This window comes from Methylobacterium sp. E-066, assembly GCF_022829635.1.
Lineage (GTDB): Bacteria > Pseudomonadota > Alphaproteobacteria > Rhizobiales > Beijerinckiaceae > Methylobacterium.
Genome location: NZ_JAKSYO010000024.1, coordinates 1 through 26,323 on the forward strand (window position 1 = coordinate 1; position 26,323 = coordinate 26,323).

23 protein-coding genes are annotated in these 26,323 nt (G+C 70.5%); 9 read left to right on the plus strand and 14 right to left on the minus strand.

Features of this window, described 5'->3' with window-relative positions; all coding sequences use genetic code 11:
• Both MKL20_RS01460 and MKL20_RS01465 read right to left on the minus strand, forming a co-directional pair.
• The coding region (locus MKL20_RS01460) for a serine O-acetyltransferase (RefSeq protein ID WP_244035184.1) at nt 1-899 on the minus strand (899 nt) is incomplete at its 3' end.
• On the minus strand, nt 896-1,510 hold the full coding sequence (locus MKL20_RS01465) for a serine acetyltransferase (RefSeq protein WP_244035185.1): 615 nt from the start codon (nt 1,508-1,510) through the stop codon (nt 896-898). The genes MKL20_RS01460 and MKL20_RS01465, both read right to left, overlap by 4 nt.
• Before the next feature lie 128 nt (nt 1,511-1,638).
• Between MKL20_RS01465 and MKL20_RS01470 the strand changes: the two genes are divergently transcribed.
• The 4 genes from MKL20_RS01470 to MKL20_RS01485 are packed head-to-tail and all read left to right on the plus strand — an operon-like array spanning nt 1,639 to nt 6,564.
• Nucleotides 1,639-3,126 (plus strand): lipopolysaccharide biosynthesis protein, encoded by a 1,488-nt coding sequence (locus MKL20_RS01470; protein ID WP_244035186.1) that lies wholly within the window; start codon nt 1,639-1,641, stop codon nt 3,124-3,126.
• Complete coding sequence (locus MKL20_RS01475) at nt 3,123-4,064, plus strand: glycosyltransferase family 2 protein (protein ID WP_244035187.1); 942 nt, start codon at nt 3,123-3,125, stop codon at nt 4,062-4,064. The genes MKL20_RS01470 and MKL20_RS01475 overlap by 4 nt, the downstream gene beginning before the upstream one ends.
• Nucleotides 4,064-5,434 carry a right-handed parallel beta-helix repeat-containing protein gene (locus MKL20_RS01480; RefSeq protein ID WP_244035188.1) on the plus strand — a complete coding sequence of 457 codons (1,371 nt, stop codon included), beginning with the start codon at nt 4,064-4,066 and terminating at the stop codon, nt 5,432-5,434. The genes MKL20_RS01475 and MKL20_RS01480 overlap by 1 nt, the downstream gene beginning before the upstream one ends.
• 2 nt (nt 5,435-5,436) lie before the next feature.
• Nucleotides 5,437-6,564, plus strand: a complete 1,128-nt coding sequence (locus tag MKL20_RS01485; protein WP_244035189.1) for a glycosyltransferase family 4 protein — start codon at nt 5,437-5,439, stop codon at nt 6,562-6,564.
• Between the two features lie 7 nt (nt 6,565-6,571).
• Here MKL20_RS01485 and MKL20_RS01490 read toward each other — a convergent pair whose 3' ends face one another.
• Nucleotides 6,572-7,885, minus strand: coding sequence for an MFS transporter (locus MKL20_RS01490; RefSeq protein WP_244035190.1), 1,314 nt, complete (start codon nt 7,883-7,885; stop codon nt 6,572-6,574).
• Nucleotides 7,886-8,088: 203 nt separating this feature from the next.
• Here MKL20_RS01490 and MKL20_RS01495 point away from each other — a divergent pair, with 203 nt between their 5' ends.
• Nucleotides 8,089-9,240: a dimethylmenaquinone methyltransferase gene (locus tag MKL20_RS01495; RefSeq protein ID WP_244035191.1), complete on the plus strand. Its 1,152-nt coding sequence runs from the start codon at nt 8,089-8,091 to the stop codon at nt 9,238-9,240.
• A gap of 75 nt (nt 9,241-9,315) precedes the next feature.
• Here the strand turns inward: MKL20_RS01495 and MKL20_RS01500 are convergent, their stop codons facing one another.
• Together MKL20_RS01500 and MKL20_RS01505 are read right to left on the minus strand one after the other, a co-directional pair.
• Nucleotides 9,316-9,513, minus strand: coding sequence for a DUF2283 domain-containing protein (locus MKL20_RS01500; RefSeq protein ID WP_244017582.1), 198 nt, complete (start codon nt 9,511-9,513; stop codon nt 9,316-9,318).
• A complete protein-coding gene (locus tag MKL20_RS01505; protein WP_313902700.1) occupies nt 9,510-9,848 on the minus strand; it encodes a DUF4258 domain-containing protein in 339 nt (112 codons plus the stop codon). Before MKL20_RS01505 ends, MKL20_RS01500 begins: the two co-directional genes overlap by 4 nt.
• Nucleotides 9,849-9,956: 108 nt before the next feature.
• Here MKL20_RS01505 and MKL20_RS01510 point away from each other — a divergent pair, with 108 nt between their 5' ends.
• The gene (locus tag MKL20_RS01510) at nt 9,957-11,138 is read left to right on the plus strand and encodes an MFS transporter (protein WP_244035193.1); all 1,182 of its coding nucleotides are present in this window, start codon (nt 9,957-9,959) and stop codon (nt 11,136-11,138) included.
• Here the strand turns inward: MKL20_RS01510 and lptB are convergent.
• The 9 genes from lptB to MKL20_RS01555 form a co-directional block, all read right to left on the minus strand.
• Nucleotides 11,128-11,988 (minus strand): LPS export ABC transporter ATP-binding protein, encoded by an 861-nt coding sequence (gene lptB, locus MKL20_RS01515; protein WP_244035194.1) that lies wholly within the window; start codon nt 11,986-11,988, stop codon nt 11,128-11,130. The genes MKL20_RS01510 and lptB overlap by 11 nt on opposite strands.
• On the minus strand, nt 11,985-12,644 hold the full coding sequence (locus MKL20_RS01520; RefSeq protein WP_244035195.1) for an LptA/OstA family protein: 660 nt from the start codon (nt 12,642-12,644) through the stop codon (nt 11,985-11,987). Before MKL20_RS01520 ends, lptB begins: the two co-directional genes overlap by 4 nt.
• Nucleotides 12,641-13,360 carry an LPS export ABC transporter periplasmic protein LptC gene (gene lptC, locus MKL20_RS01525; RefSeq protein ID WP_244035196.1) on the minus strand — a complete coding sequence of 240 codons (720 nt, stop codon included), beginning with the start codon at nt 13,358-13,360 and terminating at the stop codon, nt 12,641-12,643. The genes MKL20_RS01520 and lptC overlap by 4 nt, the downstream gene beginning before the upstream one ends.
• A gap of 306 nt (nt 13,361-13,666) precedes the next feature.
• On the minus strand, nt 13,667-15,499 hold the full coding sequence (gene htpG, locus MKL20_RS01530; protein ID WP_244035197.1) for a molecular chaperone HtpG: 1,833 nt from the start codon (nt 15,497-15,499) through the stop codon (nt 13,667-13,669).
• Between the two features lie 96 nt (nt 15,500-15,595).
• Nucleotides 15,596-17,476, minus strand: a complete 1,881-nt coding sequence (locus tag MKL20_RS01535; protein WP_244035213.1) for a potassium transporter Kup — start codon at nt 17,474-17,476, stop codon at nt 15,596-15,598.
• Nucleotides 17,477-17,756: 280 nt separating this feature from the next.
• Nucleotides 17,757-18,629, minus strand: coding sequence for a carboxylating nicotinate-nucleotide diphosphorylase (gene nadC / locus MKL20_RS01540; RefSeq protein WP_244035198.1), 873 nt, complete (start codon nt 18,627-18,629; stop codon nt 17,757-17,759).
• Nucleotides 18,626-20,149, minus strand: a complete 1,524-nt coding sequence (locus MKL20_RS01545; RefSeq protein WP_244035199.1) for an L-aspartate oxidase — start codon at nt 20,147-20,149, stop codon at nt 18,626-18,628. Before MKL20_RS01545 ends, nadC begins: the two co-directional genes overlap by 4 nt.
• A gap of 2 nt (nt 20,150-20,151) precedes the next feature.
• On the minus strand, nt 20,152-21,162 hold the full coding sequence (gene nadA, locus MKL20_RS01550) for a quinolinate synthase NadA (RefSeq protein ID WP_244035200.1): 1,011 nt from the start codon (nt 21,160-21,162) through the stop codon (nt 20,152-20,154).
• Between the two features lie 137 nt (nt 21,163-21,299).
• Entirely contained in the window at nt 21,300-22,130 is an 831-nt protein-coding gene (locus tag MKL20_RS01555) for an aldo/keto reductase (protein WP_244035201.1), read from the minus strand.
• A gap of 204 nt (nt 22,131-22,334) precedes the next feature.
• Here MKL20_RS01555 and paoA point away from each other — a divergent pair, with 204 nt between their 5' ends.
• The 3 genes from paoA to MKL20_RS01570 all read left to right on the plus strand — a co-directional run bounded on the left by paoA (nt 22,335) and on the right by MKL20_RS01570 (nt 26,314).
• Nucleotides 22,335-22,985 carry an aldehyde dehydrogenase iron-sulfur subunit PaoA gene (gene paoA, locus MKL20_RS01560; RefSeq protein ID WP_244035202.1) on the plus strand — a complete coding sequence of 217 codons (651 nt, stop codon included), beginning with the start codon at nt 22,335-22,337 and terminating at the stop codon, nt 22,983-22,985.
• Nucleotides 22,986-22,995: 10 nt separating this feature from the next.
• Nucleotides 22,996-23,970: an FAD binding domain-containing protein gene (locus MKL20_RS01565; RefSeq protein WP_244035203.1), complete on the plus strand. Its 975-nt coding sequence runs from the start codon at nt 22,996-22,998 to the stop codon at nt 23,968-23,970.
• 121 nt (nt 23,971-24,091) lie between these two features.
• Nucleotides 24,092-26,314 (plus strand): xanthine dehydrogenase family protein molybdopterin-binding subunit, encoded by a 2,223-nt coding sequence (locus tag MKL20_RS01570; protein WP_244035204.1) that lies wholly within the window; start codon nt 24,092-24,094, stop codon nt 26,312-26,314.
• Nucleotides 26,315-26,323: the final 9 nt, after the last annotated feature.

Below are 26,323 nucleotides of genomic sequence, written 5' to 3' on the forward strand. Positions count from 1 at the left end.
GTTTTTTCCGAAGACGTCGCATCCCTCACCCTGTCCCTCTCCCGCACGGGAGAGGGGACCCGCGCCACATCCGGGATTGTGTGAATCCGATAGTCTGTTGGGGATGGAGGGCCCTGCGTCGGCAGGGGTCTGGAGAGGGAAACCCGGCTTCCGGACGAGGCAGAGCGGGCGTGTGGCTCGGAGCTTTGTCCTGCACCGTCGCTCCCCTCTCCCGCCCCCCTTCGGGAGCCACCCTCCCCCACAGAGGGGGGAGGGAGAGGCGCGGGTACCCGGCCGTCGCGCTCGTCCGGCGCCGATACACGAGCATCGAAGGGGCTCGCCTCGGGCGTTCGGATCTGCCGCTGGGCCAGCATCGTCACGGTGCCGGCCGGCACGTCCCGCAGGGTGCAGACGCCGATCCCGATCGTCGCCCCGGCGCCTACCGTGACGGCACCCTGAACGGCGGCGTGAGCACCGACCACCGCGCCGTCGCCGAGACGCGGTGCGTCCGCGGGGAACGGTTGCCCGGGAAACACCCAGTCCCGCGGTCCCACCAGGGTCCCGGGCAGCAGGATCAGATCGATCCCGGCGCTGCCGCAGAACACCACCCGCGCCGGGTGCGGCACGAACAAGCCGGCCCCGATCGGCGAGCCTGGATGCAGGCTCGCGCCGGTCAGCCGCAGCGACACGTCCGAGACCAGGGCGGCGCAACGGCGCCATCCGCTTCCATGCAGCAGATGGGCGGTCCGGTGAAAGATCGCGACCTGCATCGCCGGCAGGGTCAGGTGCATCAGGCGGCGCAGCCGGGAGGTCGGCTTGCCGCCGGTCGTCTGGCGCAGGACCCGGGCGAAGTCCGCCGACAGCAGCCGCCGCAGCTCCGCGAGGCCGCCCGGTTCGGGGGTCGTGACGGAGCCGGTCATGCCGCAGCTCCGCGGCCGGGCAGTGCGCGCCACGGCTGGGGCATCACAGCCTCGCCCGCCTGCACGTCCTTGAGGATGATCGTGCGCGGACCGAGCCGGGCCCGGTCCCCGATATACACGGCGCCGAGGACGATCGCGCCGGCCTCCAGCACCACGCCGTCGCCGAGCACCGGGAGGCCGGGGCCGCCGCCGATATCCTGGTCGGGCTCCTTCAGCAGGCCGCCGATCGAGGCCTGGACGCCGAAGGCCGCGTCGCGCCCGACGGCCCCGGCGATTACGGCGCCGTAGGGATAGGGCAGGAACAGTCCCCCGGCGATACGGCTCGACGGCGGGATGTCGGCGCCGGTCCACCAGCCGTTGACCAGCCACAGCAGCCACGCCGCCATTCGCCAGCCGCGCTCGTGGCTGTAGCGTGAGAGCCGATAGAGCCAGACGGCATGATAGCCGCGGCGCAGGGCCGCCGGCCCCTGGCCCCGGCGGTCCCAATGCGCCCGGTCGGCCGCGAGCGCGGCGCGCACCTGCGGCCAGCGTGGTCGCCGCCCCGCGGCGGATTCCGATGGGGCCGCGAGGGGGATCCCTCGGGCGGCGTCGGCTTCGGCGCGCTCGGACATACGCAGTCCTCCGGTTTCCTCAGACGCTTCATCTCTGCAACCATAAATTGAAGATACGGTTGCAAGCCATACGCACCCTGCCACGATGCAATCGTAGGTCGTGGTTTTCAGTAAGGCTTCACCGAGAGATGGTTCGCTTGGTAAACCGATTGCGTGGACGCGGCCGCCCCGGCGGCCTGCGATACGGCGCCAACCTGCTCGGTCAGGCCGCCGGGCGCGGCGTCTACTTGGCCGCGGGCTTCGCCGCCTTCGTGATGGTCGGACATGGTGTCGGCCCGGAGGCGCTCGGCCGCTACGGTCTCGCGCTCGCCGTGCTGGCGGTGGCGCTGATCGCGGCCGATTTCGGCACCACGCTCACCTTCGGATCGCGTCTCGGCGCCGGTGCGCCGGAGATGCGCGCCGTCGAGTTCGGCCGCATGATCTCGGCCCGGCTGATCCTCGGCCTCGTCACCGGGGTGGCCCTGCTCTGCGCGCTGCCGCTGCTGCCCGTCGAGATCCGGCCCGCGCTGGCGCTCGCGGCCGTGCTGATGCCGCTCGCGGCCGCGCGTTTCCTCGATTCCCTGTTCCAGGTCTGCGGCCGGCCCGGCTGGTCGGTCTGGCCATCCCTGGCCAATGCCGCGACCCTGGTCGGCGGCACGGCGCTCGCGCTCTGGTTGCGGATGCCCGAAGCCGCACTGAGCGTCGTCGCGGTGGCCTCCGGCATCGTCTACGGCTTGGTCGGCTTGATCCTGGCCGCCAGGCTCGTGCCCCTGCGCCCCGCCTCCCTGTCGCATGGCTGGACGACAATCCGGGCCGCAGCCGGGGTCGGGGTCTCGAACGCGCTGGGCTCGCTCAACGGCCGCATCAGCCTGATCATGCTGGCGGCTCTGGCCGGGGCGGCCGAGCTCGGCCAGTTCACCGCCGGCTTCCGGTTCTTCGAGCTCGGCGCCGCGGTGGCGATCACCCTGTGTGCGCCGCTGGTGCCGGTCTTCGGCCGGGCGGTCGGGACCCTCGATCCCGGCCGCCCGCGCGCCGGCACCGATCGCCTCCGCGCCAGCGTGCGCCCGGCGCTGACCCTGATCCTGGCAGCCTCGGGGGCCGGGACCGTGGCGGCCTGCGCCGTCGCCGAGCCCCTGGTCCGCCTGGTCTTCGGCCCGGACTTTTCCGCCGCCGCGCCGGTGCTGCGCATCGCCGCCGCGATGAGCGCCCTGCTGATCGCCGCCACGGTGCTGTTCGCCGGCCTCGTGCCCCTCGGCCGGACCGGCTTCGCGGTGCGCGGCAGCGCCGCCGCCTGCGCTACGAACCTCGCAGCCTGCGTGGTGCTGATCCCCTGGAATCCGCTGCTCGGCGCCGCCTGGGCCGCCCTTCTCGCCGAGGTCGCCATGCTTGCCGTGGTCGCCCACGCCTTCTGGCGGGAAGCGGGGACGCCGCTCGCCCTCGCCGACGCGCCGACCGTGCTCGGCCCCGGCCTCGTCACCGCCCTCGTATGGGTCGCAGGCCCCGCGGCACTCGCGCCGGTGACGGTGCCGGTCGCTGCCGGCCTCTCCGCCCTGGTGGCCGCCTGGCTGTGCCTGCGCCGCCGCGCCCCCGCCGATCCCCTCCCCCTCCCCCTCTCGATCCCGGAAGCTTCGTCATGAGCGACGTCCCCGTGCTCTCGGTCATCATCCCGACCTACAACCGCGCCGAAACGCTGCGCCTGTGCCTGCGGGCCTTCGACCGGCAGGCGACCGACATGCCGTTCGAGATCGTGGTCTGCGACGACGGCTCCACGGACGCGACCGGAACGGTAATCAGCCGGGCGGTCGCTGCGGGCGGCGTTCCGGTGGTGCATCTGCGCCAGGAGAATGCCGGAGCCAACGCCGCCCGCAACCACGCCATCGCGGCGGCCCGGGGCGAGCGGCTGCTGATCGTCAACGATGACACGATCCCGGCCCCCGGCCTCGTCGCGGCGCATCTCGCCGCCCATGCGAGGCGGGGCGGGCGCGAAACCGCGATCCTCGGGCGCATGACCATCGATCCGGCGCTGCCGTTCTCGCCGTTCTCGGCCCTGCACCACGACGCCTCCTACGACGCGCTCGAAGGCCGCGTGGAAGTCGGCTGGGACGCCTTTTTGACCTGCAACGTCAGCGTCGACCGGCGCCTGCTGGAGGAGGCCGGCGGGTTCGATCCGCGGCTGACCTGGCACGAGGATATCGAGCTCGGCGAGCGGCTGGCCCGGCGCGGCATGCACCTGTTCTACGCCCCGGAGGCCCTGGCCTATCACCACCACCTCCTCGACGAGGCGGCGTATCTGCGCATCGCCGAGCGCGAGGGCGCGGCCCTGGTGCTGTGGTACCGCAAGCGCCCCGACCTCGCGGCCGACCTCACCCGGCTCGGCCTCGTCGGGCCGCCGCCGCTGGCCGCCTTCCCACGCCACCGGGTCGCCGACCTAGCGATGCCGACGGCCCTGCTGCCCGGCTGGCAGATGGCGGCACGGGCCCTGACGCGGGTCAGCCCGGAAGCCGGCCGCACGATCTGGCGCCGGCTGTTCCAGCGCCAGAAGCGCCTCGCCATCGCCCGGGCGCTGGCGGCGTGATGCGGTACACCCGACACAGCCTTGTAGCCCTGCTCCTGCCGGCGCTCGCCGCCTGCGGCGCGGCCGATGCGCAGTCGCAGCAGAACATCCTGGTCGATCCCGCCGGCGGCACGATGGAGAACTACCGCACGGTGGCGCGGCTCGCCGACGTGCCGTTCGCGAGCCTCGGCCCCGGCTCCAGCGTGCTGATCCGCGGCGGCAGCTACGACACCGTGGCTCTGATCGGGTCCCGCGGCAGCGCCGAGGCGCCGGTCACCGTGGCAGCGGTCGCCGGCACCAAGCCGGTCCTGTCGAACTCGGTGGTGTTCGAGAATGCCGCCTACGTCACGGTCACCGGCCTGACCGTCCAGGGCGCGGTCAATTCCGGCTTCATCATCCGCCGGGGCTCGCACCACGTGACGGTCTCGGGCTCGACCGTGGCGAAATCCGGCCTCGGCATCTGGATCGGCGACGGCGCCGGAGCCGGCCACCGCATCACCGGCAACACGCTGTCCGACAACAAGACCCACGGCGTCGCCGTCGACGTCATCAACGTGCCGCCCGAGGACCCGAGCTACATTCTGGCCAACACCGTGACCGGCAACGGCATCCACGGCATGGAGATCAACGGCTCCGGCTACGTGGTCGAGGGCAACCGGGTCTCGGGCAACGGCGTCGGGATGTCGGGCACCTCCGGCATCCACGTCTACGCCAAGGACGCCGCCCAGGACGCGGGCGACCGCAACACCATCCGGTACAACATCGTCACCGGCCAAAAGGAAACCACCGGCCAGGACGGCAACGGCATCCAGATCGACCAATGGTGCGATGGCAATACCGTCGCGTTCAACGTCGCCACCGACAATGACGGCGCCGGCATCAACCTGTTCGACGCCGGCTCCAATACGGTGGTGAACAACACCGTCACCGGCAACATGCGCGATTCCGGCGGGAAGCACGTCTACCGCGGCGAGATCGTGCTGGCCTCCGACTACACGAAGCGCGTCGACCGCACCGCGGGCAATCGGGTGCTCAACAACATCGCCTTCGCCACACGGCCGGGCATCGCCGCCATCGCGGCCGAGGCGACCACCGCCGACAACGGCAACGCGATCGGGCCGAACTTCATCGGCAGCAGCATCGGCGCCCCGCTCTATCGCTGGGCCGCCACGGCCACCAGCGACGGGGCGAGCCTGCCGCTGAACGGCCAAGGCCCCGACCTCGCCGGCACACCCGCCTTCCGCGACCGCGCGGCCGCGTTCGCGGACGGCCTCGCGCTGACCAAGCCCCCCGCCCGCGCCGGCATCCCGCTCGGCGCGACCCGCGACCTCGCCGGCCGTGCCTACGCCCCCGGCGAGGCCCCGACCTTCGGCGCCTACAGGAGCCCGTAACCATGCTTCGCATCGGCATCGACGCGCACGTGCTCACCGGCAAGCCGCAGGGCAGCCGGACCTGGCTCGTGAACATCATCGGGCGCGCCGCCGCCCGCCATCCGGACGCGACCTACGTGGTCTATTCCGGCGACCCGGAGGCCTGCGCCCGGATCGTCTCGGGCCCCAATATCGAGCACCAGCGGCTGCCGCGGGTGCCAGCGAGCGTGCGCCTGCTGGCGATCTGGCCGTGGCTGGTGTTCCGCGACCGGCTCGACACCCTGCTCACCACCTACATCGCCCCGCCGCTGGTGCCGGGCGACCGGCAGGTGGTGGTGGTCCACGACATCCTGTTCGAGACTCACCCGGAATTCTTCTCGTGGCGGATGCGGTGGCGAAACCGCCTGCTCACCCGGCTCTCGGCCCGGCGCGCCAAGCTGGTCCTGACCATCTCCGATTACAGCCGCGATTCCATCGCCAAGGTCTACGGCATCGAGCGCGACCGCATCGCCGAGGTGCGCTGCGGCTCGACCCCGCCCCGGACGTCGGCCGAGCGCAGCCCGCTGGCGGACGGGCGCCCGTACCTGCTGATGGTCGGCCGCCTGGAGCCACGCAAGAATCTCGGCCTCGTGCTCGACGCCTTCGCGCGTCTGCCCGCGGGCGCGGCCCGCCTGATCGTGGTCGGCAAGGGCGATGGCGAGCGGCCCGAGACCCTCGACCGCCTGACCCGGACCCCGGACGCGGTGCATATCGCCGGCATCGACGATAACGGCTTGTCGGATCTGTACGGACGGGCCGCCGCCCTGGTCTTCCCGAGCCGCGGCGAGGGCTGGGGCATCCCGGTGCTCGATAGCCTGGCGCGCGGCACGCCGGTGATCGCCTCCAGCCTCACGGCAATTCCGGAGGCGGGGGGCAGTGCCGCGAGCTATTTCGACCCCGACGCCCCGGACCGGGTCGAGCGGCTGGCCGAGCTGATGCGCGCGGCCATCGACGGCCGCCTGCCCTTCGATGCAAGCGCGGCCCGGGCGCACGCCGCCCGCCACGACTGGGACGGACCGGCGGCGACCTTCGTCGACCTGATGCGCCGGAATTTCCCGGCTCGGACGCCAGCGCGCGATCTTCACGCACCGGTGCCGCATCTGCGCGGCTGACCTCCGATCACTCGGCGGCGGTGAGGCCCGGGGCGAAGGGTTCGGCAGGTGCCTCCGCGGCGATCGGGTCCTGGATCAGCACCCAGTATCCGAGCGCCGCCACCACCGCGATCACCGCGCCGGTGATGAACGCCATGGAGAAATGGCCCGTCCCGCCGACGATGAAGCCGGTCACCGTCGGGGCCAGGGCGCCGCCGATATAGCCGCCGAAATTCTGCATGGCGCCGAGGGAGGCGGTGGCGTTGGCCGGCGCCGCCACGGAGGCCATCGCCCAGGCCGCCGACGAGCTGACATAGACCAGGAACAGCGACGCCGAGATGCACACCATGGCGAGCGTATCGCTCGGCGTCAGCGCGGCCACCACCGTGCAGGCCGCGGTGGCGAGCAGACCCAGCACCATCGGGATCTTGCGGCTCCGGATCGGGTCGATCCCGCGCCGGACCAGGATGTCGACGATCCGGCCGCCCAGCACACCGCCCAGCACCCCGAACGCGAAGGGGATCGCCCCGATGATGCCGGTCTTCTGCAGGGTGAAGTGCCGCTCGATCTCGAGGTAGCTCGGCAGCCAGGCGGTGTAGAGCCAGGTCATGTAGATGCAGCCGAAATACCCCATGATCATGCCCCAGCTGGTCCGGTAGCGGAACAGCCGCTTCCACGAGCTCCAGGTGACGCGCCGGTCGGTGTTCGGCGCATCGCCCTCCTCCAGGAAGGCGCGCTCGGCCGGGGTGAGGTCGATCTCGGGCGGGTTGCGGAACACCAGGTAGACGATCCCGGCGAGCACCAGCCCGGCCGCGCCCATGATGATGAACATCGCCCGCCAGCCGAAGCTCACCATCAGGAAGGTGAGCAGCGGCAGGGCCAGGAAGGTGCCGAGCGAGGACGCGCAGTTCCAGATCCCGGTGGCGGTCCCGCGCTCGCGGATGTTGAACCAGTCGCGCGAGACCCGGGCGCAGGTCGGGAAATGCGGCGCCTCGCCGAGGCCGAGCACGATGCGCGCGCCGACGAACTGCCAGAACGAGGTCACGGCCCCGCCGAGCATCTGGCCGAGCGACCAGCAGCTTAAGCCGAGGGTGAGCGTCAGGCGCGGGCCCAGCCGGTCGGCGAGCGCCCCGGCCGGCAGCTGCGCGAAGGCGTAGGCCCACAGGAACGCCGAGAGCAGCAGGCCCATATCGGGGATCGACAGGCCGAGATCCTGCCGGATCAGCGGGTTGGCCACCGCCAGGGTGGCGCGGTCGACGTAGTTCACCACCCCGGCCGTGACCAGCAGGATGAGCGAGATCGTCTGGATGCGCTTCACGCGCGGCGATGCGACCGGAGCCATGGCTTCCCCCCCTTTTTTGGACTGACGCGCACTCTTCACGGTGCGTCCGGGTCCGACCGCTCGTCTGCGACTCACGGCATCCCGCCGGCATTCTGCACCGAATGCTCTCGAGGGGAAGCTGCCGGCTAACAGATCGCCCCCTCGCGTCGCGGGTCCGGGCGTCGTAGACCAGCCGGACCCGCCACCGACCGAGACTGCCCCGCGTGCGCCTGATCCAGATCACCCACCACGACCTCGACGGCTACGGCGCCGCCACGGTCGCCGCCGCCTGCGCGGCGGTCGAGCGCGTCGTCCACGTCCCGCGCTACAGCGATGTCGGTCCGGTCTTCGAGGACGAGACCAAGCGCCTGGCCCGGGCGGGCGAGAGCGAGATCCTGCTCATGACCGATCTCGGCCTGGAGGAGCAGACCATCGCGGGCCTGAAGAAGTTCGCGGCCATGAACCGCCGCCGCGAGGACGGCCGCAAGCACCGGCTCGTGGTCCTCGACCACCACGCCTCCTCGCTGGACCAGCTGCGCCGCCAGGGACTTGAGCCCGTGGCCGATCCCGAGCGGCCCGGCCTGAGCCGGATCGACCTCGGCGATCCGGACTGCACCCTGCTGATCGACGAGAACGTCTGCGCCACCCGGATGACCTTCGATCACCGGGCCCTGTTCGCCACCCACGAGCCCGCGACCGACCTGACCGCCCTGCTGGCGGCGATCGACGCGGTGGACCTCTGGCGCAAGGACAGCCCGGCCTTCCCGGGGGGCATGGCGCTCGACGAGCTGTTCTGGGAGAGCGTGTCGAGCTTCGTGCCGGTCGGTCATCCCTGGCACGAGACCTTCATGGCCGGCCTGCTGCTGGCCGCCGCCGTCGCGCTGCGGGAGGGCGCGAGCCCGGCCGATCTGGAGCGGCGCGCCCTGTCGTTCCGCTCAGACGTGACCGACACCCTCCTGCACGACGCGCCCGACGACGACCGGGCGCTGACCACGCGCATGCGCCTCGCCCGGGCGCTCGCCCGCTCCGACGCCCTGTTCCGGCCGCTCAAGGACGGCACGCTCCTGTCCTTCGCCCTCGATTCGGGCACGTTCCAGCGGGTCTCCGACCTGATCATGGATGCGGGCCGGGCCAAGCGCGTCGTCAACGTGCAGCGGATGGGCACGCTGTCGTTCCGCTCCAACGACGGCACGGCCCTCGACGGCGCCCGCCTGTTCCGCGGCGGCGGTCACCGCGACGCCGCCGGCGGCCGGCTCCAGAGCGGCTCGGCCTTCTCGATGACGGACGCGATCGCCCAGGTCGAGCCGGTGCTGAACCCGGATAAGCCCCCGGAGGCGGACAGCCCGTTCGCGGCGCTGAAGAACTGGAAGGCGTGAGGCGGGGCGTTCAACGCCTGCTGGACTGTGGTCTTCCATCGCTCCTACCGGGAGCGGCGTCGGACCGGCTCTGGATCATGCCGCCCGAAGGCGATCCAGTTCGCCCCCGGGAGCGACATGCTTGCTGGCGTCCAGGATTTCGACACCGACGATCCGCCCTTCGGCGTCTAGGTCGACAATGAAGCCCGGGCGAAGCTCCTCGCTCTCGATGACCCGCGCGTCGGCGAGACGGATGTAGAGGGCATCGACCGTAGGATCGTATTCGGATTTCATCGGGTCTGTCTCCTCTTGCGGGTGTGGCCCCGATCAAGGAGAGCCGTGACGACAACGATCTCGTCGCCCTCCAATGGCTCATATACCACGCGCATCACCCGTTCGTCGCGCTCCGGCACGGAAGCGAAGACTCGAACGCGACCGGGTCGAAGAGGATCGGGCTCGACAACCTCGGGATTCCGTATCGTTCGCTCGACCCAGGCCGGTTCGATCTCGCGCAATCGCATGCGCCCGAGAACATGATCGCTCCACCTGATTCGGACAGTGCTCACATCTGCATTCTGTCGCGTCGATACGGCATCGCAAGGTGATCCTGCCGACACCGGGTGGACCACCGTCGCTCAAGCCAGCGACATTCCCTTGTCGCCGAGTCCAGTGTTCTCTCTCAGGCTTGGCCGCACGCGGCTCCCAGAGAAAATCCGTCACCCATGCGCCCGGATCGCATGCCCATCCGCGTCCTGATCGTTGTCGCCATAGCCCAGATCGTCGGCTGGGGCAGCGTCAGCCTGACGTCCATCGTCGGCACGCGGATCGCGGCCGACCTCGGGGTGGACATCGCCGCGGTGTTTGCCGGCAATTCGGTGCATTACGGCGTGATGGGCCTGTGCGCCCCGTTCCTGGCCCAGGCGTTCGAGCGGTACGGCGCCCGGCGGGTGATGATCGCCGGGAGCCTGGTGGCGGGTCCGGGCTTCGCCCTCCTGGCGGTCGCGCAGGGCTACGGCGCCTATCTCGTCGGCTGGGTGATCCTGGGCGCGGCCGGGAGCGCCACGCTGACGACGGCACCGTACATCCTGCTGACCGAGATCGTTGGCCGGTCCGCCGGCCGGGCGATCGGGGCGATGATGCTTATGACCGGCCTGTCCAGCAGCCTGTTCTGGCCGACGACGGCGTTCCTGAGCGACTTTTTCGGATGGCGGGGCACATGCGGCGTCTATGCCGTTGCGATGTGGCTCGTCTGCGTGCCGCTGTATCTTTACGGCGTTCCGCGCCGGGCGACGGCGCCCGCGGCTCGGCGCTCGCAGAACGCCATTCCGGCCGAGCCGCCCCCACGCACCGGCCCACTCGCCTTGATTGCCGCCGGCACCGCGCTCATCGCTTTCGTCGGCTTCGGTCTCAGCGCCGTCCTGGTCGAATTGCTGATCGTCGAAGGCTTGAGCCGGTCGGAGGCGATCGGCTACGGATCCGCCCTCGGCGTGATCCAGATCGGCGCCCGGGCGATGGATTTCCTTGGCGGCGGCCGCTGGGACGGGCTGACGACCGGCTTGTTCGCGGCGCTTGCCGTCCTGACGGCGCTGGCGCTGCTCGCCGCGGGCGATGGCGGCCCGTCTGCGGCCGGCGCGTTCATCCTGCTCTACGGCCTCGGCAGCGGCGCCCTGGCGGTGGCGCGGGTGACGATCCCGCTCGTCTTCTTCGACCGGGCGACGTACGCCCGGTCGGCGTCGCGGATCGCGCTGCCGCTCAACCTGGCCTCGGCCCTGTCGCCGCCGACCTTCGCGGCCGTGCTGAGCCGGTTCGGCGGCCATGCCGTCCTCCTGCTCGCGGCCACCGGCATGGCGACGGCCACGGTCGCACTTCTGGCGCTGGCGCGCCGCCGCCCGCGCGCCCAGTTGACTGTCAGAGCCTGAAATCCTCGCCGAGATACAGCCGCCGGGCATCCGGGTTGGCCACGATCTCCTCCGGGGTGCCCTCGGTGAGGATGCGGCCGGAATGGGCGATGTAGGCGCGGTCGATCAGGCCCAGGGTCTCGCGCACGTTGTGGTCGGTGATCAGCACGCCGATGCCGCGCTGCTTGAGGTGCTTCACCAGATCCTGGATGTCGCCCACCGCGATCGGGTCGATGCCGGCGAAGGGCTCGTCGAGCAGCATGAAGGTCGGCGAGGAGGCAAGCGCCCGGGCGATCTCGCAGCGCCGCCGCTCGCCGCCGGACAGGGCGATCGAGGGCGCCTTGCGCAGGCGCGCGATGTCGAACTCTTCGAGCAGCGCATCGAGCTTGCGCGCCCGCTCCTTGCGATCGGGCTCGGCCACTTCGAGCACCGCGCGGATATTGTCTTCAACGGTCAGGCCACGGAAGATCGAGGCTTCCTGCGGCAGGTAGCCGATGCCGAGACGCGCCCGCTGGTACATGGGCAGGTGGGTGATCGGCAGGCCGTCCAGGGTGATGTGGCCGCGATCGGCCACCACCAGCCCGGTGATCATGTAGAAGATCGTGGTCTTGCCGGCGCCGTTGGGCCCGAGCAGCCCCACCGCCTCGCCGGTGCGGACCGTCAGCCCGGCCTCGTGCACGACGGTGCGGGCGCCGTAGCTCTTGCGCAGGCCGCGCACGCTGAGGATGCCGGGGCCGCCGTCTTCCGACGCGGCGATCTCATCCGCATCGGCGACGGGCGGGCTCGCGCGCCGTCCGAACAGGCGGCCGAGGAGCGTCGGGCGGCGCGCCGCATCCTGCGGCTCCGCCCGGAACGCGACCGCGCCGCTCAATTGACCTGCGCCCGCGGCTTGACCGGCGGCTGCGTGCAGCCCTTCGGCTTGCCATCCTTGGCATCGCCCTTGTCGCCGGGCACGAACAGGGCCGAGACGCGCCCGCCCGCCACCGGATCCATGTTCGCCCGGCCGGTGCCCATGTCGTAGACCAGCCGCTGGCCGCGGGTGACGTTCTGGCACTGGCTTAGCACGACGTTGCCGGTGAGTACGATGCGCTTGGCATCCTGGTCGAACACCGCGTGGTCTCCGGTGGCGACTTGGTCCTTCTGGACCACCGTGACCGGGCCGGCGCAATCGACCTTATGGATGCCGTTCTCGGCCGGGTTTTTCGGAGCCGGGGCCTCGGCGGCGGCATCCGCGGCTTTCGCTTCGGCCTTCTCGGAAGAGTCTTTGCCGCGCTTGTAATAGACGGTCATGGTCGAGCAGCGGATCGTACTCTCACCCTGCACGGCCACGACGTTGCCAACGAACACCGCCCGGTTCTCGCGGTCGAACACGTCGAGCCGGTCGGCGTCGATCTTGATCGGCTCCTTGCCGCCGCCACCGATATTGCCGAAGGGCGAATCCTTCTTGGCCGGCTTCTCGGCGAGAGCCGGGCCGGCCAGCGCGAAGCACGCCACGACAGCGGCGCAAACCATCCTGGCGGCGCTCATCGGCTGCCTTCCGCGGGCTCGGCGTTCGATGTCAGGATGTGCGGGGGCGCCTTGTCGGCTTGGTCGTCGTTCACGATCACCACGTGGACGTTGCCGACGAACGAGATCCGCTTGCCGTTCTCGACCACGTCGAGGGCGTTGGCGTTGACGGTGGCACGCGGGGTCGAGACGGTGACCGGCTCCTGAGAGCTTACGGAGCCGGTCTTGAAGCCCACGGCCGCCGAGCGCAGGCGCGCCTCCTCGCCCTTGTCGGTCCAGATCCGGATGTCGTCCTTCAAGTCGAGCGCCTCGCGAGCGGTGTCGAACAGGCCGGACGCGGCCGAGAGCCGGGCCATGCCACCCTGGTCGTCGGTGGCGAGGTGGCCCCGCATCCGCTCCAGCTCGATCAGGCTCGGCTTGCGCACGTCCTGCAGGGCGGCGTCGGCCGTCACCTCGTAGCCGCGGTTGCCCTGGCGGAAGCCCGCGAGTCGGGGGCTCTCCATGCGGACCTTGGAGCCGGCCACCGTCACCGGGCCGACCGAGACGCCGGGCAGGCTCGCGGCGAAGGGATTGAACAGATAGGCGAGCAGCAGCGCCACCGCGCCGCCGGCTGCCACCGGGATGAGGCGGCGCATGGTGCGCACGCGGCCGCTGTGGCGGTACGCCCGGGCGTGAGCCCGCGTGCGCGCCGCCGCGACCGCCTGTCCGTTGCCGGCTGAAGCCTCGACCGGGTTCATGCAGCGTCCGTGAGGCGCGCAGGCCGCGCGCACGAGAGGGATCGGCTTAGACGCCTGCGGCCCCCACCGCGCCCGCGCCTCCGACCGGGGGATGGCCCCGACCAGTGGCGAAGTTATGGCTCGCCCGTTTCCGAATGATCAACCGAACTCGGAAACTTTCGACGCGCATGTGCGTGAACACACATCCGCCTGTTGCAGCAACGTGCCCGCGAAGAGCCGGGCTGAGCGGATCGCAACCACCTTTCCGGTCGAAGCCGGGGGCGCGTGTTGGGCCCGGCTTCGATCCTTGAGAGCGAATCGCTCGCGTCAGGCGCCCCGGGCCGCCGCCAGGGCCGCCGCGATCGTGCGGGCGAAGCCGGCCGGGTCGCGAGGGCTGTCGCCGTCCTGGATGCGGGCGAGGTCGAGCAGCGTGCCGGCCTCCTTCGAGATCTCCGATTCGGGCGCGGCGGCGAGCGCCCGGATCAGCGGGTGGCGCGGGTTGATCTCCAGCACCGGCTGGGCGGCACCGGCGCGACCGGCGCGGCGCATCAGGCGCTGCATCTGCAGGTCGGGCCCGGCCGTGCCCGCCGAGAGCACCACGGCCGAATCGACCAGCCGATCGGTGGTGCGCACGTCGGAGACTTCGGCACCGAGGGCCGCCTTCACGGCGGCCACGAAGGCGTCGATGCCCTGTGGCGCCTCCGGCTGCTCACCCGCGGGGGCGAATTTCGACAGGTCGAGGCCGCCCTTGGTGATCGACTTGAGCGGCTTCTCCTCGAAGGTGCCGAGCTGGTCGGGCCAGAAGGCGTCGACGTGGTCGGAGAGCAGCAGCACCTCCAGGCCCCTGGCCTTGAAGCCTTCGAGCTGCGGCGAGGATTTCAACGCCTCGGCATCGTCGGCGACGAGGTAGTAGATCGCGTCCTGACCGTCCTTCATGCGCGACACATAGTCGGGCAGCGAGGTCCAGCCCTCCACCGCCGAGGAGCGGAAGCGCAACAGGGGCGCGACCTCGCCGCGGCGCTCGAAATCCTCGTAAATGCCCTCCTTGAGCACCGCGCCGAAGTTTTCCCAGAAGGTCTGGTAGCTCTCGGCATCCTTGGCCCGGGTGGTCAGCTCGGAGACGACGCGGCCGGTGACCGCGCGACGGATCCGGGCCAGCGCCGGCGTCGATTGCAGCATCTCGCGGGAGACGTTGAGGGGCAGGTCCTCGGTGTCGACCACACCCTGAACGAAGCGCAGCCACGGCGGCAGCAGTTCGGCCTCGTCGGTGATGAACATCCGCCGGACGTGCAGGCGGACCTTGCTCTGCCGGTCGTTCTCCAGCGCCTGGAACGGCTTCGCGCCGGGCACGAACAGCAGCGCGGAGAACTCGAGCTGGCCTTCGGCCCGCCAGTGCAGCGTCGCCCAGGGCTTATCGAAGTTCATGCCGATGGCGTGGTAGAACGCCTCGTACTGCTCCTCCGTCACCTCGGATTTGGGCTTGCGCCACAGCGCGGTGCCCTGGTTGGCCGATTCGTCCTTGCCATCGCGGGCGATGGCGATCGGCACGGTGATGAAGTCGGCCCATTTCCGCACGAGGTGATCGAGGCGGTAGGGCTCCAGATACTCGTCCGCATCCTCCTTGAGGTGCAGCACGATGTCGGTGCCGGGCTCAGCGCGGGTCGCGGGCTCCAGGGTGTAGCTGCCCTGCCCTTCGGAGGCCCAGGTCCAGGCCTCTTCGCTGCCGGCGCGGCGCGACGTGACGGTCACCCGGTCGGCGACCATGAAGGCCGAGTAGAAGCCGACGCCGAACTGGCCGATCAGGCTCGGGCGGTCCTCGGCCTTGGCCGAATCCAGCGTCTGCGAGAAGGCCCGCGTGCCGGACCGGGCGATGGTGCCGAGGTTGGACGCCAGATCCTCCTTGGTCATGCCGATACCGGCATCCGAGATGGTCAGGGTGCGTGCCTCCTTGTCGGGCACGATCCGGACCTTGGCGTCCGGCGGCAGGGCGCTCGCCGCCGAGGTCAGGGCCTCGAACCGGCGCCGGTCCAGGGCGTCGGCGGCGTTGGCGACGAGTTCGCGCAGGAAGATCTCGCGGTCGGAATAGAGCGCGTGCACGACGAGATCGAGGAGCCGACCCACCTCCGCCCCGAACTCGTGCCGCTCAATCGTCTCGCTCACAGGGAATGCCTCCGCGTAGGGGAAAATGCGGGGCCGATATGTCGGCTTGGCCGGCGATTTTCAATGCGGCTGCGGGATCGATGGGGCGTATCAGGCTCAGATCTCGATCTCGGTCCCGACCTCGACGATCTGCCGGGTCGGCAGGCAGAAATGGGCGCCGGTGCGCTCGGCGTTGCGCTTCATGAAAGCGAACAGGCCCTGGCGCCACAGGGCCATGCCGGGCTTCTTCGACGGGATGACCACCTCGTGGCCGACGAAGAAGGTCAGATCCTCCAGGTATTCCGGCGGCAGCAGGCCGCTCTTGACCGCGCAATGCAGCCCCTCGGGGATCGAGGCGGTCTGCATGAAGCCGTAGCGCAGGACGACGCGCTCCATGCCGGGGGTGTATTTCGAGATCGCCTTGCGGATGCCCTGGGCGACCAGGGTGACCTGCGCCCGCTCTTCGGCGGGGATCACCGGCGCCTCTTCGTAGATCACGGTGATCAGCAGGATGCGCTCGTGCAGGCACCGGCTGCGCTCGACCAGCCGGCCCAGGGCCATCGGAATGCCCTCGGTGGCGGCGGTGAGGAAGGCCGCGGTGCCGGGCAGCGTCACCGGCGGATGCGAGGCGAGGCGGGCCAGAAAGGTCGCCTCAGGCTGGCGCATGGTCTCGCGCACCGCCTCGAGGACGTGGTTGCCCTTCATCCAGGTCAGCATCAGGAAGGCGACCGCCGCGGCCAGCACCAGGGGAAACCAGCCGCCCTCGAACAGCTTCACGCTGTTGGCCGCGAAGAACACGCTGTCGATGGCGAGGAAGAAGCCGTTGACCGCGAAGACCAGGATCGGGTTGTAGCCCCACCGCAGCGCGATCAGGGCGGCGAGCAGCGTGGTGATGCCCATCAGCGCCGAGACTGCGATCCCGTAGGCCCCAGCCAGCGCGTCGGAGGAGCCGAACACCACCACGGCGGTGAGGGTCCCGGCGGCGAGCAGCCAGTTCACCGCCGGCACGTAGATCTGGCCGCGCTCGTCCTGATCGGTATGGACCACCCGCATCATCGGCATGAAGCCGAGCTGGATCGATTGCTGCGTCAGCGAATACACGCCCGAGATCACCGCCTGCGAGGCGATGACGGTGGCCATGGTCGCGAGCGCCACCAGCGGGTAATGCGCCCATTCGGGGGCCAGCAGGTAGAACGGGTTCTCGATCGCGCTCGGGTCGGCGATCAGCAGGGCACCCTGGCCGCAATAATGGATCAGCAGCGCCGGCAGCACGAGGCCGAACCAGGCGAAGCGGATTGCCGGGGCGCCGAAATGGCCGAGATCGGCATACATCGCCTCGCCGCCGGTCACCGCCAGGAAGGCCGCGCCCAGCATCATGAAGCTCACATGCCAACCGGCATGGGCCAGAAACTCCACCGCCCGCCACGGATTGGCCGCCCCCAGGATTTCCGGCGCCCGCAGGATGCTCGGGATCGCCAGCAGAACGAGCACGACGAACCAGACCAGCATCACCGGGCCGAACACCCGTCCGATTACCGCGACGCCCTTGTGCTGGATGGCAAACAGCGCGACCAGGATCGCCAGGGTCAGCGGCACCACGAACGGCGTCAGCACCGGCGCGTCGACCTTCAAGCCCTCGATGGCCGAGAGCACCGAGATGGCCGGGGTGATCGCGCCGTCGCCGTAGAGCAGGGCCGCACCGACCAAGCCGACCACCAGCAGCACGGCCTTCCAGGTCCCCGGCTGCGCCTGGCGGGCGCCGAGCAGCGCCAGCATCGCGACGATGCCGCCCTCTCCCCGGTTGTCGGCCCGCAGGATCAGCACCGCGTATTTCAGCGACACGATCAGGATCAGCGACCACAGGATCAGCGACACCGCCCCGAGCGCCGCCGCCGGGACCGCGGCGCCCCCGGAGGCGGCCGCCTTCACGGCCTCCTTGAAGGCGTAGAGCGGGCTGGTGCCGATATCGCCGTAGACGACGCCGAGCGCCCCCAGCATCAGCGCCGGGCCGGGCCCGTGCCGGACGGCGCCGGGCTTTCGCGCCACCGACGCGGCAGGCAGGGCGACCGGCGGGGCAGCCGCGGGACTGAAGGCTTGGCGCACGGGCATGTCCGGTCGATGGCGTCGCTGTCGTGCGCGACCTTAGCAAGCCGGATGCGGGGCGGAAGACTTAAACCATCTTCGCCGCGAACCCGGCGAAGACTTGTCACCCGAACGTGATGACAGTGGAATGAAGATCGATGCTCCCGCGCCGCGCACGGCGCGGGAGCATCATCGGTCAGGCGGCGTCCAGCCCCAGGTCGATGATCGCCGCCGAATGAGTGATCCAGCCGCAGGAGATCAGGTCGACGCCCGAGGCCGCCACCGGGCCCACGGTCTCGCGGGTGATCCGGCCGGAGGCTTCCGAGAGGGCGCGGCCGTCGATCATCGCCACGGCGCGGGTGAGCAGATCGGGGCCCATATTGTCGAGGAGAACGGCGTCGACCCCGATCGAGAGGGCTTCCTCCAGCTGCTCGAGGCTGTCGACCTCGCACTCGATCTTCACCAGATGGCCAGCCCGCGCCCGAGCGCGCTGGATGGCCGGCACGATGCCGCCGGCGACCGCGACGTGGTTGTCCTTGATCAGCACCGCGTCGTCGAGGCCGAAGCGGTGGTTCGAGCCGCCGCCGGCCCGCACCGCGTGTTTCTCCAGGGCGCGCAGGCCCGGGGTGGTCTTGCGGGTGCAGACGATCGAGGCCTTGCCGTGCGGACGCGCCGCCTCGACGAGCCCGTTCGTCGCCGTGGCGACGCCGGACATCCGGCACAGCAGGTTCAGGGCGACGCGCTCGGCCGTGAGGATCGCCCGGGCCGGTCCTTCGAGGCGCAGGACCACGTCGCCGGGCACGACGCGGGCGCCGTCACCGCGCTCGACCGTCACGGTCACGGCCGGATCGATCAGCGCGAAGGCGATGGCCGCGGCATCGGTGCCGGAGATGACACCGGCCTGGCGGGAGGCGATGACGCCGCGCATCCGCTCGCCCGGGGGCACGATGGCGTCGGTGGTGATGTCGCCGGCCCGGCCGAGATCCTCGACCAGGGCGGCGCGCACGACCGGCTCTACCAGGAGCCGCGGCAGGGGCAGGATCTCTTCCGTCAGGACCGATTGCGTCATGGCGTGAGCTCCGTCCCTACGGTGATGGTCTCGCGGCGCTCGGCGTTCAGCACGGCGAGGGTCGTCTCGGTATGCGCCGCGGGGGCGGTGTGAGGAAAATCGCTGCGCCAATGGGCGCCGCGGCTCTCCTCGCGGGACAGCGCACCCCGGGCGATCATCAGCGCCACCAGGGCGGCGTCGCAGGTCTCGGCACGGGGTTCGAGGACTGACACCGCCTCGGCGAGGCCGCCGGCGTCGCGCACGACACCGACCCGGGCTTCCATCAGCCTGCGGATCGACGGGAGCTCCGTGACCGACCGGGGCGGTGCCGTCTCGGGCACGATCGCGCCCGGGAGCGGCGCGTCGAGGGCGTCGGCGATGAAGCCGGCATAGGCCAGCCCCTCCAACAGGGAATTGCTGGCGAGCCGATTGGCGCCGTGCAGGCCCGTGGAGGAGACCTCGCCGCAGGCATAGAGGCCCGGCACCGAGGTGGCGCCGTAGGCGTCAACCTTCACGCCGCCCATGTGGTAGTGGGCCGCCGGGCGGACCGGGATCGGCTGCACCGCCGGATCGATGCCGGCGGCGGCGCACAGGCCCGCCACCGTCGGGAAGCGCCTCGGCATCGAAGCCCCGAGGGCGCCGCGAGCGTCGAGATAGACGATGCGGCCCCGCTGCAGCGCCTGGAAGATGCCCCGGGCGACCACGTCCCGGGGCGCGAGGTCGCCGCCGGTGATCCCGGCCATGACGGCCGCGCCGGTCTCGTCGATCAGCCGGGCGCCCTCCCCGCGCAGCGCCTCGGTGGCGAGCGGCATCGGGTCGGCGCCGGCCGCGATGGCGGTCGGGTGGAACTGCACGAACTCCATGTCGCGCATCACCGCCCCGGCGCGGGCGGCCAGCGCCAGGCCGCCGCCGACGGCGCCGGGCGGATTGGTGGTCGCCGCATAGAGGGCGCCGACGCCGCCGGTGGCCAACACCACGGCCCGGGCCGGGATGCGGAACCGGGCGCCGTCGCGCTCGGCGACGATGCCGGCCACCGCGCCGTTTGTGTCGCGCAGCAGGTCGCAGGCGCGGGCCTCGACGACTTCGACGGAGGGCGCGGACAGGACCGCCCGCACCAGGCCTTCGAGGACCCGGGCGCCGGTGGCGTCGCCGCCGGAGCGGACGATGCGGCGGCGACCATGCGCTGCCTCCAGGCCGAGGGCGAGAGTTCCGTCCTCGGTTCGGTCGAACGGGACACCGATCCGCACCAGCCAGTCGATCAGCCCCGGCCCCGCCTGGGCGACCCGAAGCGCCACGTCGGGCTCGGTCAGCCCGGCGCCGGCGGCCTCGGTGTCGGCGGCGTGGAGGGCGGCCGCATCGTCAGCGCCGACCGCGGCGGCGATGCCGCCCTGCGCCCAGCCGGTGGCGGTGCCCAGCCCCAGGGCCGAGGCGGTGATCAGCGTCACCGGGCGGGGTGCGAGCCTCAGCGCGACGCTGAGGCCGGCGACGCCGCCGCCGACCACGACGACGCGGTCGGCCATGTTGGGAGAGACGGCGTTCATGACTAGCGCACCAGCAGCATGCGCTCGACCGCCGCCCGAGCGCGGTCGGCGAGTGCGGGATCGACCGTGACCTCGTGGGTCAACGTCTCCAGAGCCCGGCGGATGTTCTTCAGGCTCATCCGCTTCATGTGCGGGCACATGTTGCAGGGCTTGATGAACTCGATATCCGGGTTCGCCGCCGCGATGTTGTCGGCCATGGAGCACTCGGTCACCAGCACGACCTGGCTCGGGCGCTTCTGCAGGACGAAATCCATCATCATCGCGGTCGAGCCGGAGAAGTCCGATTCGGCGACGACGTCCGGCGGGCATTCGGGGTGCGCGATCACCGTGACGCCGGGGTAGCTGTCGCGCACGTCGCGGATGTCGCCGGGCGTGAAGCGCTCGTGCACCTCGCAATGACCCGCCCAGGTCAGGATCTCGACTTCGGGGATCTCGGCCTGGACGTTCTGGGCCAAAAACTCGTCCGGGATCATCAGGACCCGGGGGGCGTTCAGCGACTTCACCACTGCGACGGCGTTGCCGCTGGTGCAGCACAGATCCGACTCGGCCTTCACGGCGGCCGAGGTGTTGACGTAGGTCACGATCGGCACGCCCGGGTACTTGGCGCGCAGGCCGCGCACGTCGGCGGCGGTGATCGAATCGGCCAGCGAGCAGCCCGCGGCCATATCGGGGATCAGGACGGTCTTGCTCGGGTTCAGCAGCTTGGCGGTTTCGGCCATGAAGTGGACGCCGGCCAGGACAATGACGTCGGCGTCGACGTTTACCGCCTCGCGGGCCAGCGCCAAGCTATCGCCGACGATGTCCGCCACCGTGTGGAAGATCTCCGGCGCCTGGTAATTGTGCGCCAGGATCACGGCGTTGCGCTCGCGCTTCAGCCGCAGGATCGCCTCGATATCGGGGGCGAGCGCCGGCCACTCGATCGCGGGAATGTGGCGGCTGACACGGGCGTAGAGATCCGGCAGCGGAAGGCCCGGAACCGACATACGAGAGACGGGTGACACGGTCGCCGTCATGGCGTCCTCCATTATGCTCAGTTTGAGCATTGTGCCGTCTAACTTATGGGCGCCGGACCCGTCTGTCTAGATATGCTAGCCTTGAGCATAAATCTTTTGCGACGCGGTGTTATGCTGCGCCGCCGAAGGCCGCTCGCTCAGCAGAAAGTCGCCGGGTCCGGCCCGATCCGCCCGTCCGGCCGGTCGAGGGCGGCGATCTGCACCATTTCGGCATCGCTGAGCACGAAGTCGAACACCGAGACGTTCTCGACGATGCGCTCGGGCCGCGCAGTTTTGGGGATCGCCACGCAGCCGATCTGCATCTGCCAGCGCAGCACCACCTGCGCCGGGCTCTTGCCGTGGGACTTGGCGATGGCGACGATCACCGGGTCGTTCAGCTCCTTGCCCTGCCCCAGCGGGCTCCAGGATTCTGTCACGATCCCGTGACGGGCATCGTCGGCCCGCGGCTCCGCGCGCTGAAAACGTGGGTGCAGCTCGATCTGGTTCACGGCGGGGGTTACGCCGGTCTCAGCCACCAGCGTGGCGATGTGCTCCGGCGTGAAATTCGAGACGCCGATCGACTTCGCGCGTCCCTCGTCGCGGAGCTGGATCATCGTGCGCCAGCTCTCAACGAACAGGCGCCGCTGCGGGCACGGCCAATGGATCAGGTAGAGGTCGACGTAATCCTGCCCGAGGCGCTTCAGGCTCTCGTCGAAGGCCTGGTGGGTGGCGTCGCGGCCCTGGCGGTCGTTCCAGAGCTTGGTGGTGAGGAACACCTCCTCGCGCGGCACTCCCGCCTCGCGGATGCCGCGGCCGACGCCCTCCTCGTTGCCGTAGGCGGCGGCGGTGTCGATCAGGCGGTAGCCGGCCTTGAGCGCGTGGCCGACGAGGTCGGGCGCCTGCGCATCCGAGAGCTGCCAGCAGCCGAATCCGATCTGCGGAATGCGGCGCCCGTCGTTGAGGGGCAGGGTCGGGACGATGACGGCCATTCTGAAGACTCCGGTGAATCTATTCCCACAGACGCATGTGGTTCGGATCCACGATCAACCAAGGGCGAACCGCGCGGATCAGCTGTGAACCCGCGGTGAAGGGGCGCAGTCTGGACCGGATCTAATCCGCGAATGCTGGAGTTGGGACATTGAATTCCAGGCTGCGCCCCGCCGTCGAGCGTCGCGCATGGGCGGGATAGCAGTATGACAGACGAGACTCCGACCAAGCCCTTCGCCCTGACGCGCCGCGCCGTCGTGGAAGGCTGCACGGTGGCGGGCGCGCTGGGCGCCCTCGGCTTCCGGCCGGCCCCCGCAGCCGCAGCGCCCGGCGATCCCGCTCCGCAGACCATGCCGGTGCGGCTCACGATCAACGGCCAGCCGCGCGACTTGGTTCTCGACACGCGCACGACCCTGCTGGACGCCCTGCGCGAGAACCTCGCGCTCACCGGCACCAAGAAGGGCTGCGACCACGGCCAGTGCGGCGCCTGCACGGTCCTGGTGGACGGCCGGCGGATCAATGCCTGCCTGACGCTCGCCGCCATGCACGAGGGCGACGCCATCACCACGATCGAGGGCCTGGCCTCCGGTGACAAGCTCCACCCGATGCAGGCGGCCTTCCTGGAGCATGACGGCTTCCAGTGCGGCTACTGCACCCCCGGCCAGATCTGCTCATCGGTGGGCATGCTGAGCGAGGCCAAGGCCGGATGGCCGAGCGCCGTGACCGACGACATCGCCGCGACCCCGAGCCTCAGCGACGCCGAGATCCGCGAGCGGATGAGCGGCAACATCTGCCGCTGCAGCGCCTATCCGAACATCGTCGCGGCGATCCGCGATACCGCCGCCAGCAACCTCTGAGGGGGCGGACATGAAGGCTTTCACCTACGAGCGTCCCGCCACCGTGCAGGATGCGGCCAAGCTCGCGGCCGAGCGGCCGAACGCCAAGTTCATCGCCGGCGGCACCAACCTGCTCGACCTGATGAAGCTCCAGATCGAGACCCCGGCGACGCTGATCGACGTCAACCGCCTGCCCCTCGACACGATCGAGGCGACGCCGGAGGGCGGCCTGCGGATCGGCGCCCTGGTGCGCAATTCCGATCTCGCCGCCGACCCGCGGGTGCGCAAGGATTACGCGGTTCTGGCGAAGGCGCTGCTCGCCGGCGCCTCGGGGCAGCTGCGCAACAAGGCGACCACCGCCGGCAACCTGCTCCAGCGGACGCGCTGCTACTATTTTTACGACACCGCGATGCCCTGCAACAAGCGCGAGCCCGGCTCGGGCTGCTCGGCGATCGGCGGGTTCAACCGGATCATGGCGGTACTCGGCACGAGCGACGCCTGCATCGCCACCAACCCGTCCGACATGAACGTCGCGATGCGGGCGCTCGACGCCACCGTCGAGACCATCGATCCGGCCGGGCAGGGGCGCAGCATCCCGATCGCCGACTTCCACCGGCTGCCGGGCGACACGCCGCAGATCGAGACCGACCTGCGCAAGGGCGAGATCATCACCGCGGTGACGCTGCCCAAGCCGGTGGCCGGCCAGCACATCTACCGCAAGGTCCGCGACCGGGCCTCCTACGCCTTCGCCACCGTCTCGGTGGCCGCGGTGATCGCCGGCGCCGAGGGCGGCAAGCCGACCACGGCGCGGCTCGCCTTCGGCGGCCTGGCGCACAAGCCCTGGCGCGTGGCCGAGGCCGAGGAGGCGCTGATGCGGACCGGCTCCGCCGATGCCGCCGCCGACGCCGTCCTGAAGGGCGCCCGCGGCTACGGCGCCAACGACTTCAAGATCCCGCTGACGCGGCGGACCCTGCGCGCCGTCATGGCGCAGGCGACCCGCGCCTAAGCAGGTTTAGGAAAAGTGGTATCCGGTTTTCCGTCAAAAACCTGCGAGCAATCAAAAGCTTAGGCAAGCTTGCAGCGGTAGGCCGCTGCAAGCTTGCCGAAATCCAGCAAGGACCAATCCCATGGAGATGAACCAGCCGATCGGCCGGACGCCCCTCGACGACCGGCCCGACGGCCTCGTCGGCAAGCCGCTGGACCGCGTCGAAGGCCCGCTGAAGGTCACCGGGCACGCCCCCTACGCCTACGAGACCAAGGCGCTGAAGAACCCGGCCTACGGGTTCATCGTGCCCGCCGCCATCGCGGCCGGCACGATCCAGGCGATCGACGCCGAGGCCGCCCGCCGGGCCCCGGGGACGATCCTGGTCCTGACCCACGAGAACGTGCCCGAGCAGGGCGAGAAGAAAGAGCAGGTCTGGCCGCAGCTTCAGGGCAAGGAGATCAAGTTCTACGGGCAGCCCGTGGCCTTCGTGGTCGCCGAGACCTTCGAGCAGGCCCGGGCCGCCGCGATGCTGGTGAAGGTCCGCTACGACGCGGCCAAGCCCAAGGCCCTGCTCAAGGACAACATGGCGGCGGCTTACGAGCCCAAGCCCGTCAACTCGCCGCCGGACTCCAAGCTCGGCGACTTCGACGCGGCTTTTTCCGCGGCGCCCGTGAAGCTCGACGTCGAGTACACGACGCCGCCGCAGATCCACGCCCAGATGGAGCCGCACGCCACCATCGCCTCCTGGGAGGGCGACGGGGTCGTCTTGTACACTGCCAACCAGATGCCGAACCGCGGCCAGAAGGCCCTGGGGTCCGTCCTCAAGCTGGCGCCCGAGAAGGTGCGGATCGTCAGCCCCTATATCGGCGGCGGGTTCGGGGCGAAGCTGCAGGCGCAGCCCGAAGCGACCCTGGCGATCCTGGCCTCCAAGGTGATCCAGCGGCCCGTGAAGGTCGCGATGACCCGCCAGCAGGAGTTTCACGTCGCGACCCACCGCACCGACACGGTCCAGCGGATCCGGCTCGGGGCGGACAAGGACGGAAAGCTCTCGGCGATCAGCCACGAATCCTGGTCCGACACCGCCGAGGGCGACGGCTTCTTCGAGACCTCAGCCAACGTTACCCGCTCGCTCTACGCGGCGCAGAACCGCGTGACGCGCCACCGGCTCGTCAACCTGAACATGCCGATCGCGTCATCGATGCGCGCGCCGGGCGAGGCCGTGGGTCAGCTCGCCTTCGAATGCGCTATGGACGAGCTGGCCGAGCACCTGAAGATCGATCCGATCGAGCTGCGGGTGCGCAACGAGCCCGCCGAGGATCCTGAGAAGAAGGTGCCGTTCTCCACGCGCCAGCTCGTGCCCTGCATGCGCGAGGGCGCCCGCCTGTTCGGATGGGACAAGCGGCAGGCGGCGGGCAGCCGGCGCGAGGGCAACTGGCTCGTCGGCATGGGCATGTCGGCGGCCGCCCGGCTCAACCCGCTGATGCCGTCCTCCGCCAAGGTCCGGCTCGGCCCGGACGGGGTGCTGGTGGTCCGCATGGCAATGACCGATCCCGGTACCGGCACCTACACGATCCTTACCCAGATCGCCGGCGAGATGCTGGGGCTTCCGATGGAGCGGGTGCGGGTCGAGATGGGCGACACCGACTTCCCGTTCGCAGCGGGCTCCGGCGGCTCGTTCGGCGCCGGCTCGGCGGGCTCGGCCCTCTACGTCGCCTGCGACAACCTCCGGCAGGCTCTGCTGAAGGCGGGCGACCTCAACCCGGAAGGCGCGACCTTCCGGGACGGCGCGGTGATGTCGGGCAACCGCACCGAGTCGCTCAAGGACTTGGCCGGAACCGGGCTGGAGGCGTCCGGCGAGATTAAGCCGGGGGAGATGAAGGAAAAATTCTCGCAGTATTCCTACGGTGCCCACTTCGCGGAGGTCGGCGTCGACGCTGATACCGGCGAGATCAGGCTTCGGAGAATGCTGGGCGTCTTCACCGGCGGCCGGATCCTCAATGCCAAGACCGCGCGGAGCCAGGCGATCGGCGGCATGACCTTCGGCGTCGGCGCGGCGCTGATGGAGGATGCGGTGATCGATCCGCGCTACAGCTTCTTCGTCAACCACGACATGGCCGAGTACCATGTGCCGGTCCATGCCGACATTCCGGTGATGGACGCCGTGTTCCTGCCGGAGCTCGACGACAAGTCGAATCCATTGAAGAGCAAGGGGCTGGGCGAGCTCGGCATCTGCGGCGCCGGGGCATCTCTCGCCAACGCCATCTACAACGCCACCGGCATCCGGATCCGCGAATACCCGATGACCCTCGACAAGGTGCTCAAGGGTTTTGAGGAGCAGGAGGGCCAGGCCCAGCGGCGGACCTGAGACGGTTTG

Coding starts and splice junctions, on each gene's coding strand:
- MKL20_RS01465 (WP_244035185.1), bottom strand. CDS start 1,510: ATGTCCGAGCGCGCCGAAGCCGACGCCGCCCGAGGGATCCCCCTCGCG.
- MKL20_RS01470 (WP_244035186.1), top strand. CDS start 1,639: ATGGTTCGCTTGGTAAACCGATTGCGTGGACGCGGCCGCCCCGGCGGC.
- MKL20_RS01475 (WP_244035187.1), top strand. CDS start 3,123: ATGAGCGACGTCCCCGTGCTCTCGGTCATCATCCCGACCTACAACCGC.
- MKL20_RS01480 (WP_244035188.1), top strand. CDS start 4,064: ATGCGGTACACCCGACACAGCCTTGTAGCCCTGCTCCTGCCGGCGCTC.
- MKL20_RS01485 (WP_244035189.1), top strand. CDS start 5,437: ATGCTTCGCATCGGCATCGACGCGCACGTGCTCACCGGCAAGCCGCAG.
- MKL20_RS01490 (WP_244035190.1), bottom strand. CDS start 7,885: ATGGCTCCGGTCGCATCGCCGCGCGTGAAGCGCATCCAGACGATCTCG.
- MKL20_RS01500 (WP_244017582.1), bottom strand. CDS start 9,513: ATGAAATCCGAATACGATCCTACGGTCGATGCCCTCTACATCCGTCTC.
- MKL20_RS01510 (WP_244035193.1), top strand. CDS start 9,957: ATGCCCATCCGCGTCCTGATCGTTGTCGCCATAGCCCAGATCGTCGGC.
- MKL20_RS01520 (WP_244035195.1), bottom strand. CDS start 12,644: ATGAGCGCCGCCAGGATGGTTTGCGCCGCTGTCGTGGCGTGCTTCGCG.
- lptC (WP_244035196.1), bottom strand. CDS start 13,360: ATGAACCCGGTCGAGGCTTCAGCCGGCAACGGACAGGCGGTCGCGGCG.
- MKL20_RS01535 (WP_244035213.1), bottom strand. CDS start 17,476: ATGCTGGGGGCGCTCGGCGTCGTCTACGGCGATATCGGCACCAGCCCG.
- nadC (WP_244035198.1), bottom strand. CDS start 18,629: ATGACGCAATCGGTCCTGACGGAAGAGATCCTGCCCCTGCCGCGGCTC.
- MKL20_RS01545 (WP_244035199.1), bottom strand. CDS start 20,149: ATGAACGCCGTCTCTCCCAACATGGCCGACCGCGTCGTCGTGGTCGGC.
- nadA (WP_244035200.1), bottom strand. CDS start 21,162: ATGACGGCGACCGTGTCACCCGTCTCTCGTATGTCGGTTCCGGGCCTT.
- MKL20_RS01555 (WP_244035201.1), bottom strand. CDS start 22,130: ATGGCCGTCATCGTCCCGACCCTGCCCCTCAACGACGGGCGCCGCATT.
- paoA (WP_244035202.1), top strand. CDS start 22,335: ATGACAGACGAGACTCCGACCAAGCCCTTCGCCCTGACGCGCCGCGCC.
- MKL20_RS01565 (WP_244035203.1), top strand. CDS start 22,996: ATGAAGGCTTTCACCTACGAGCGTCCCGCCACCGTGCAGGATGCGGCC.
- MKL20_RS01570 (WP_244035204.1), top strand. CDS start 24,092: ATGGAGATGAACCAGCCGATCGGCCGGACGCCCCTCGACGACCGGCCC.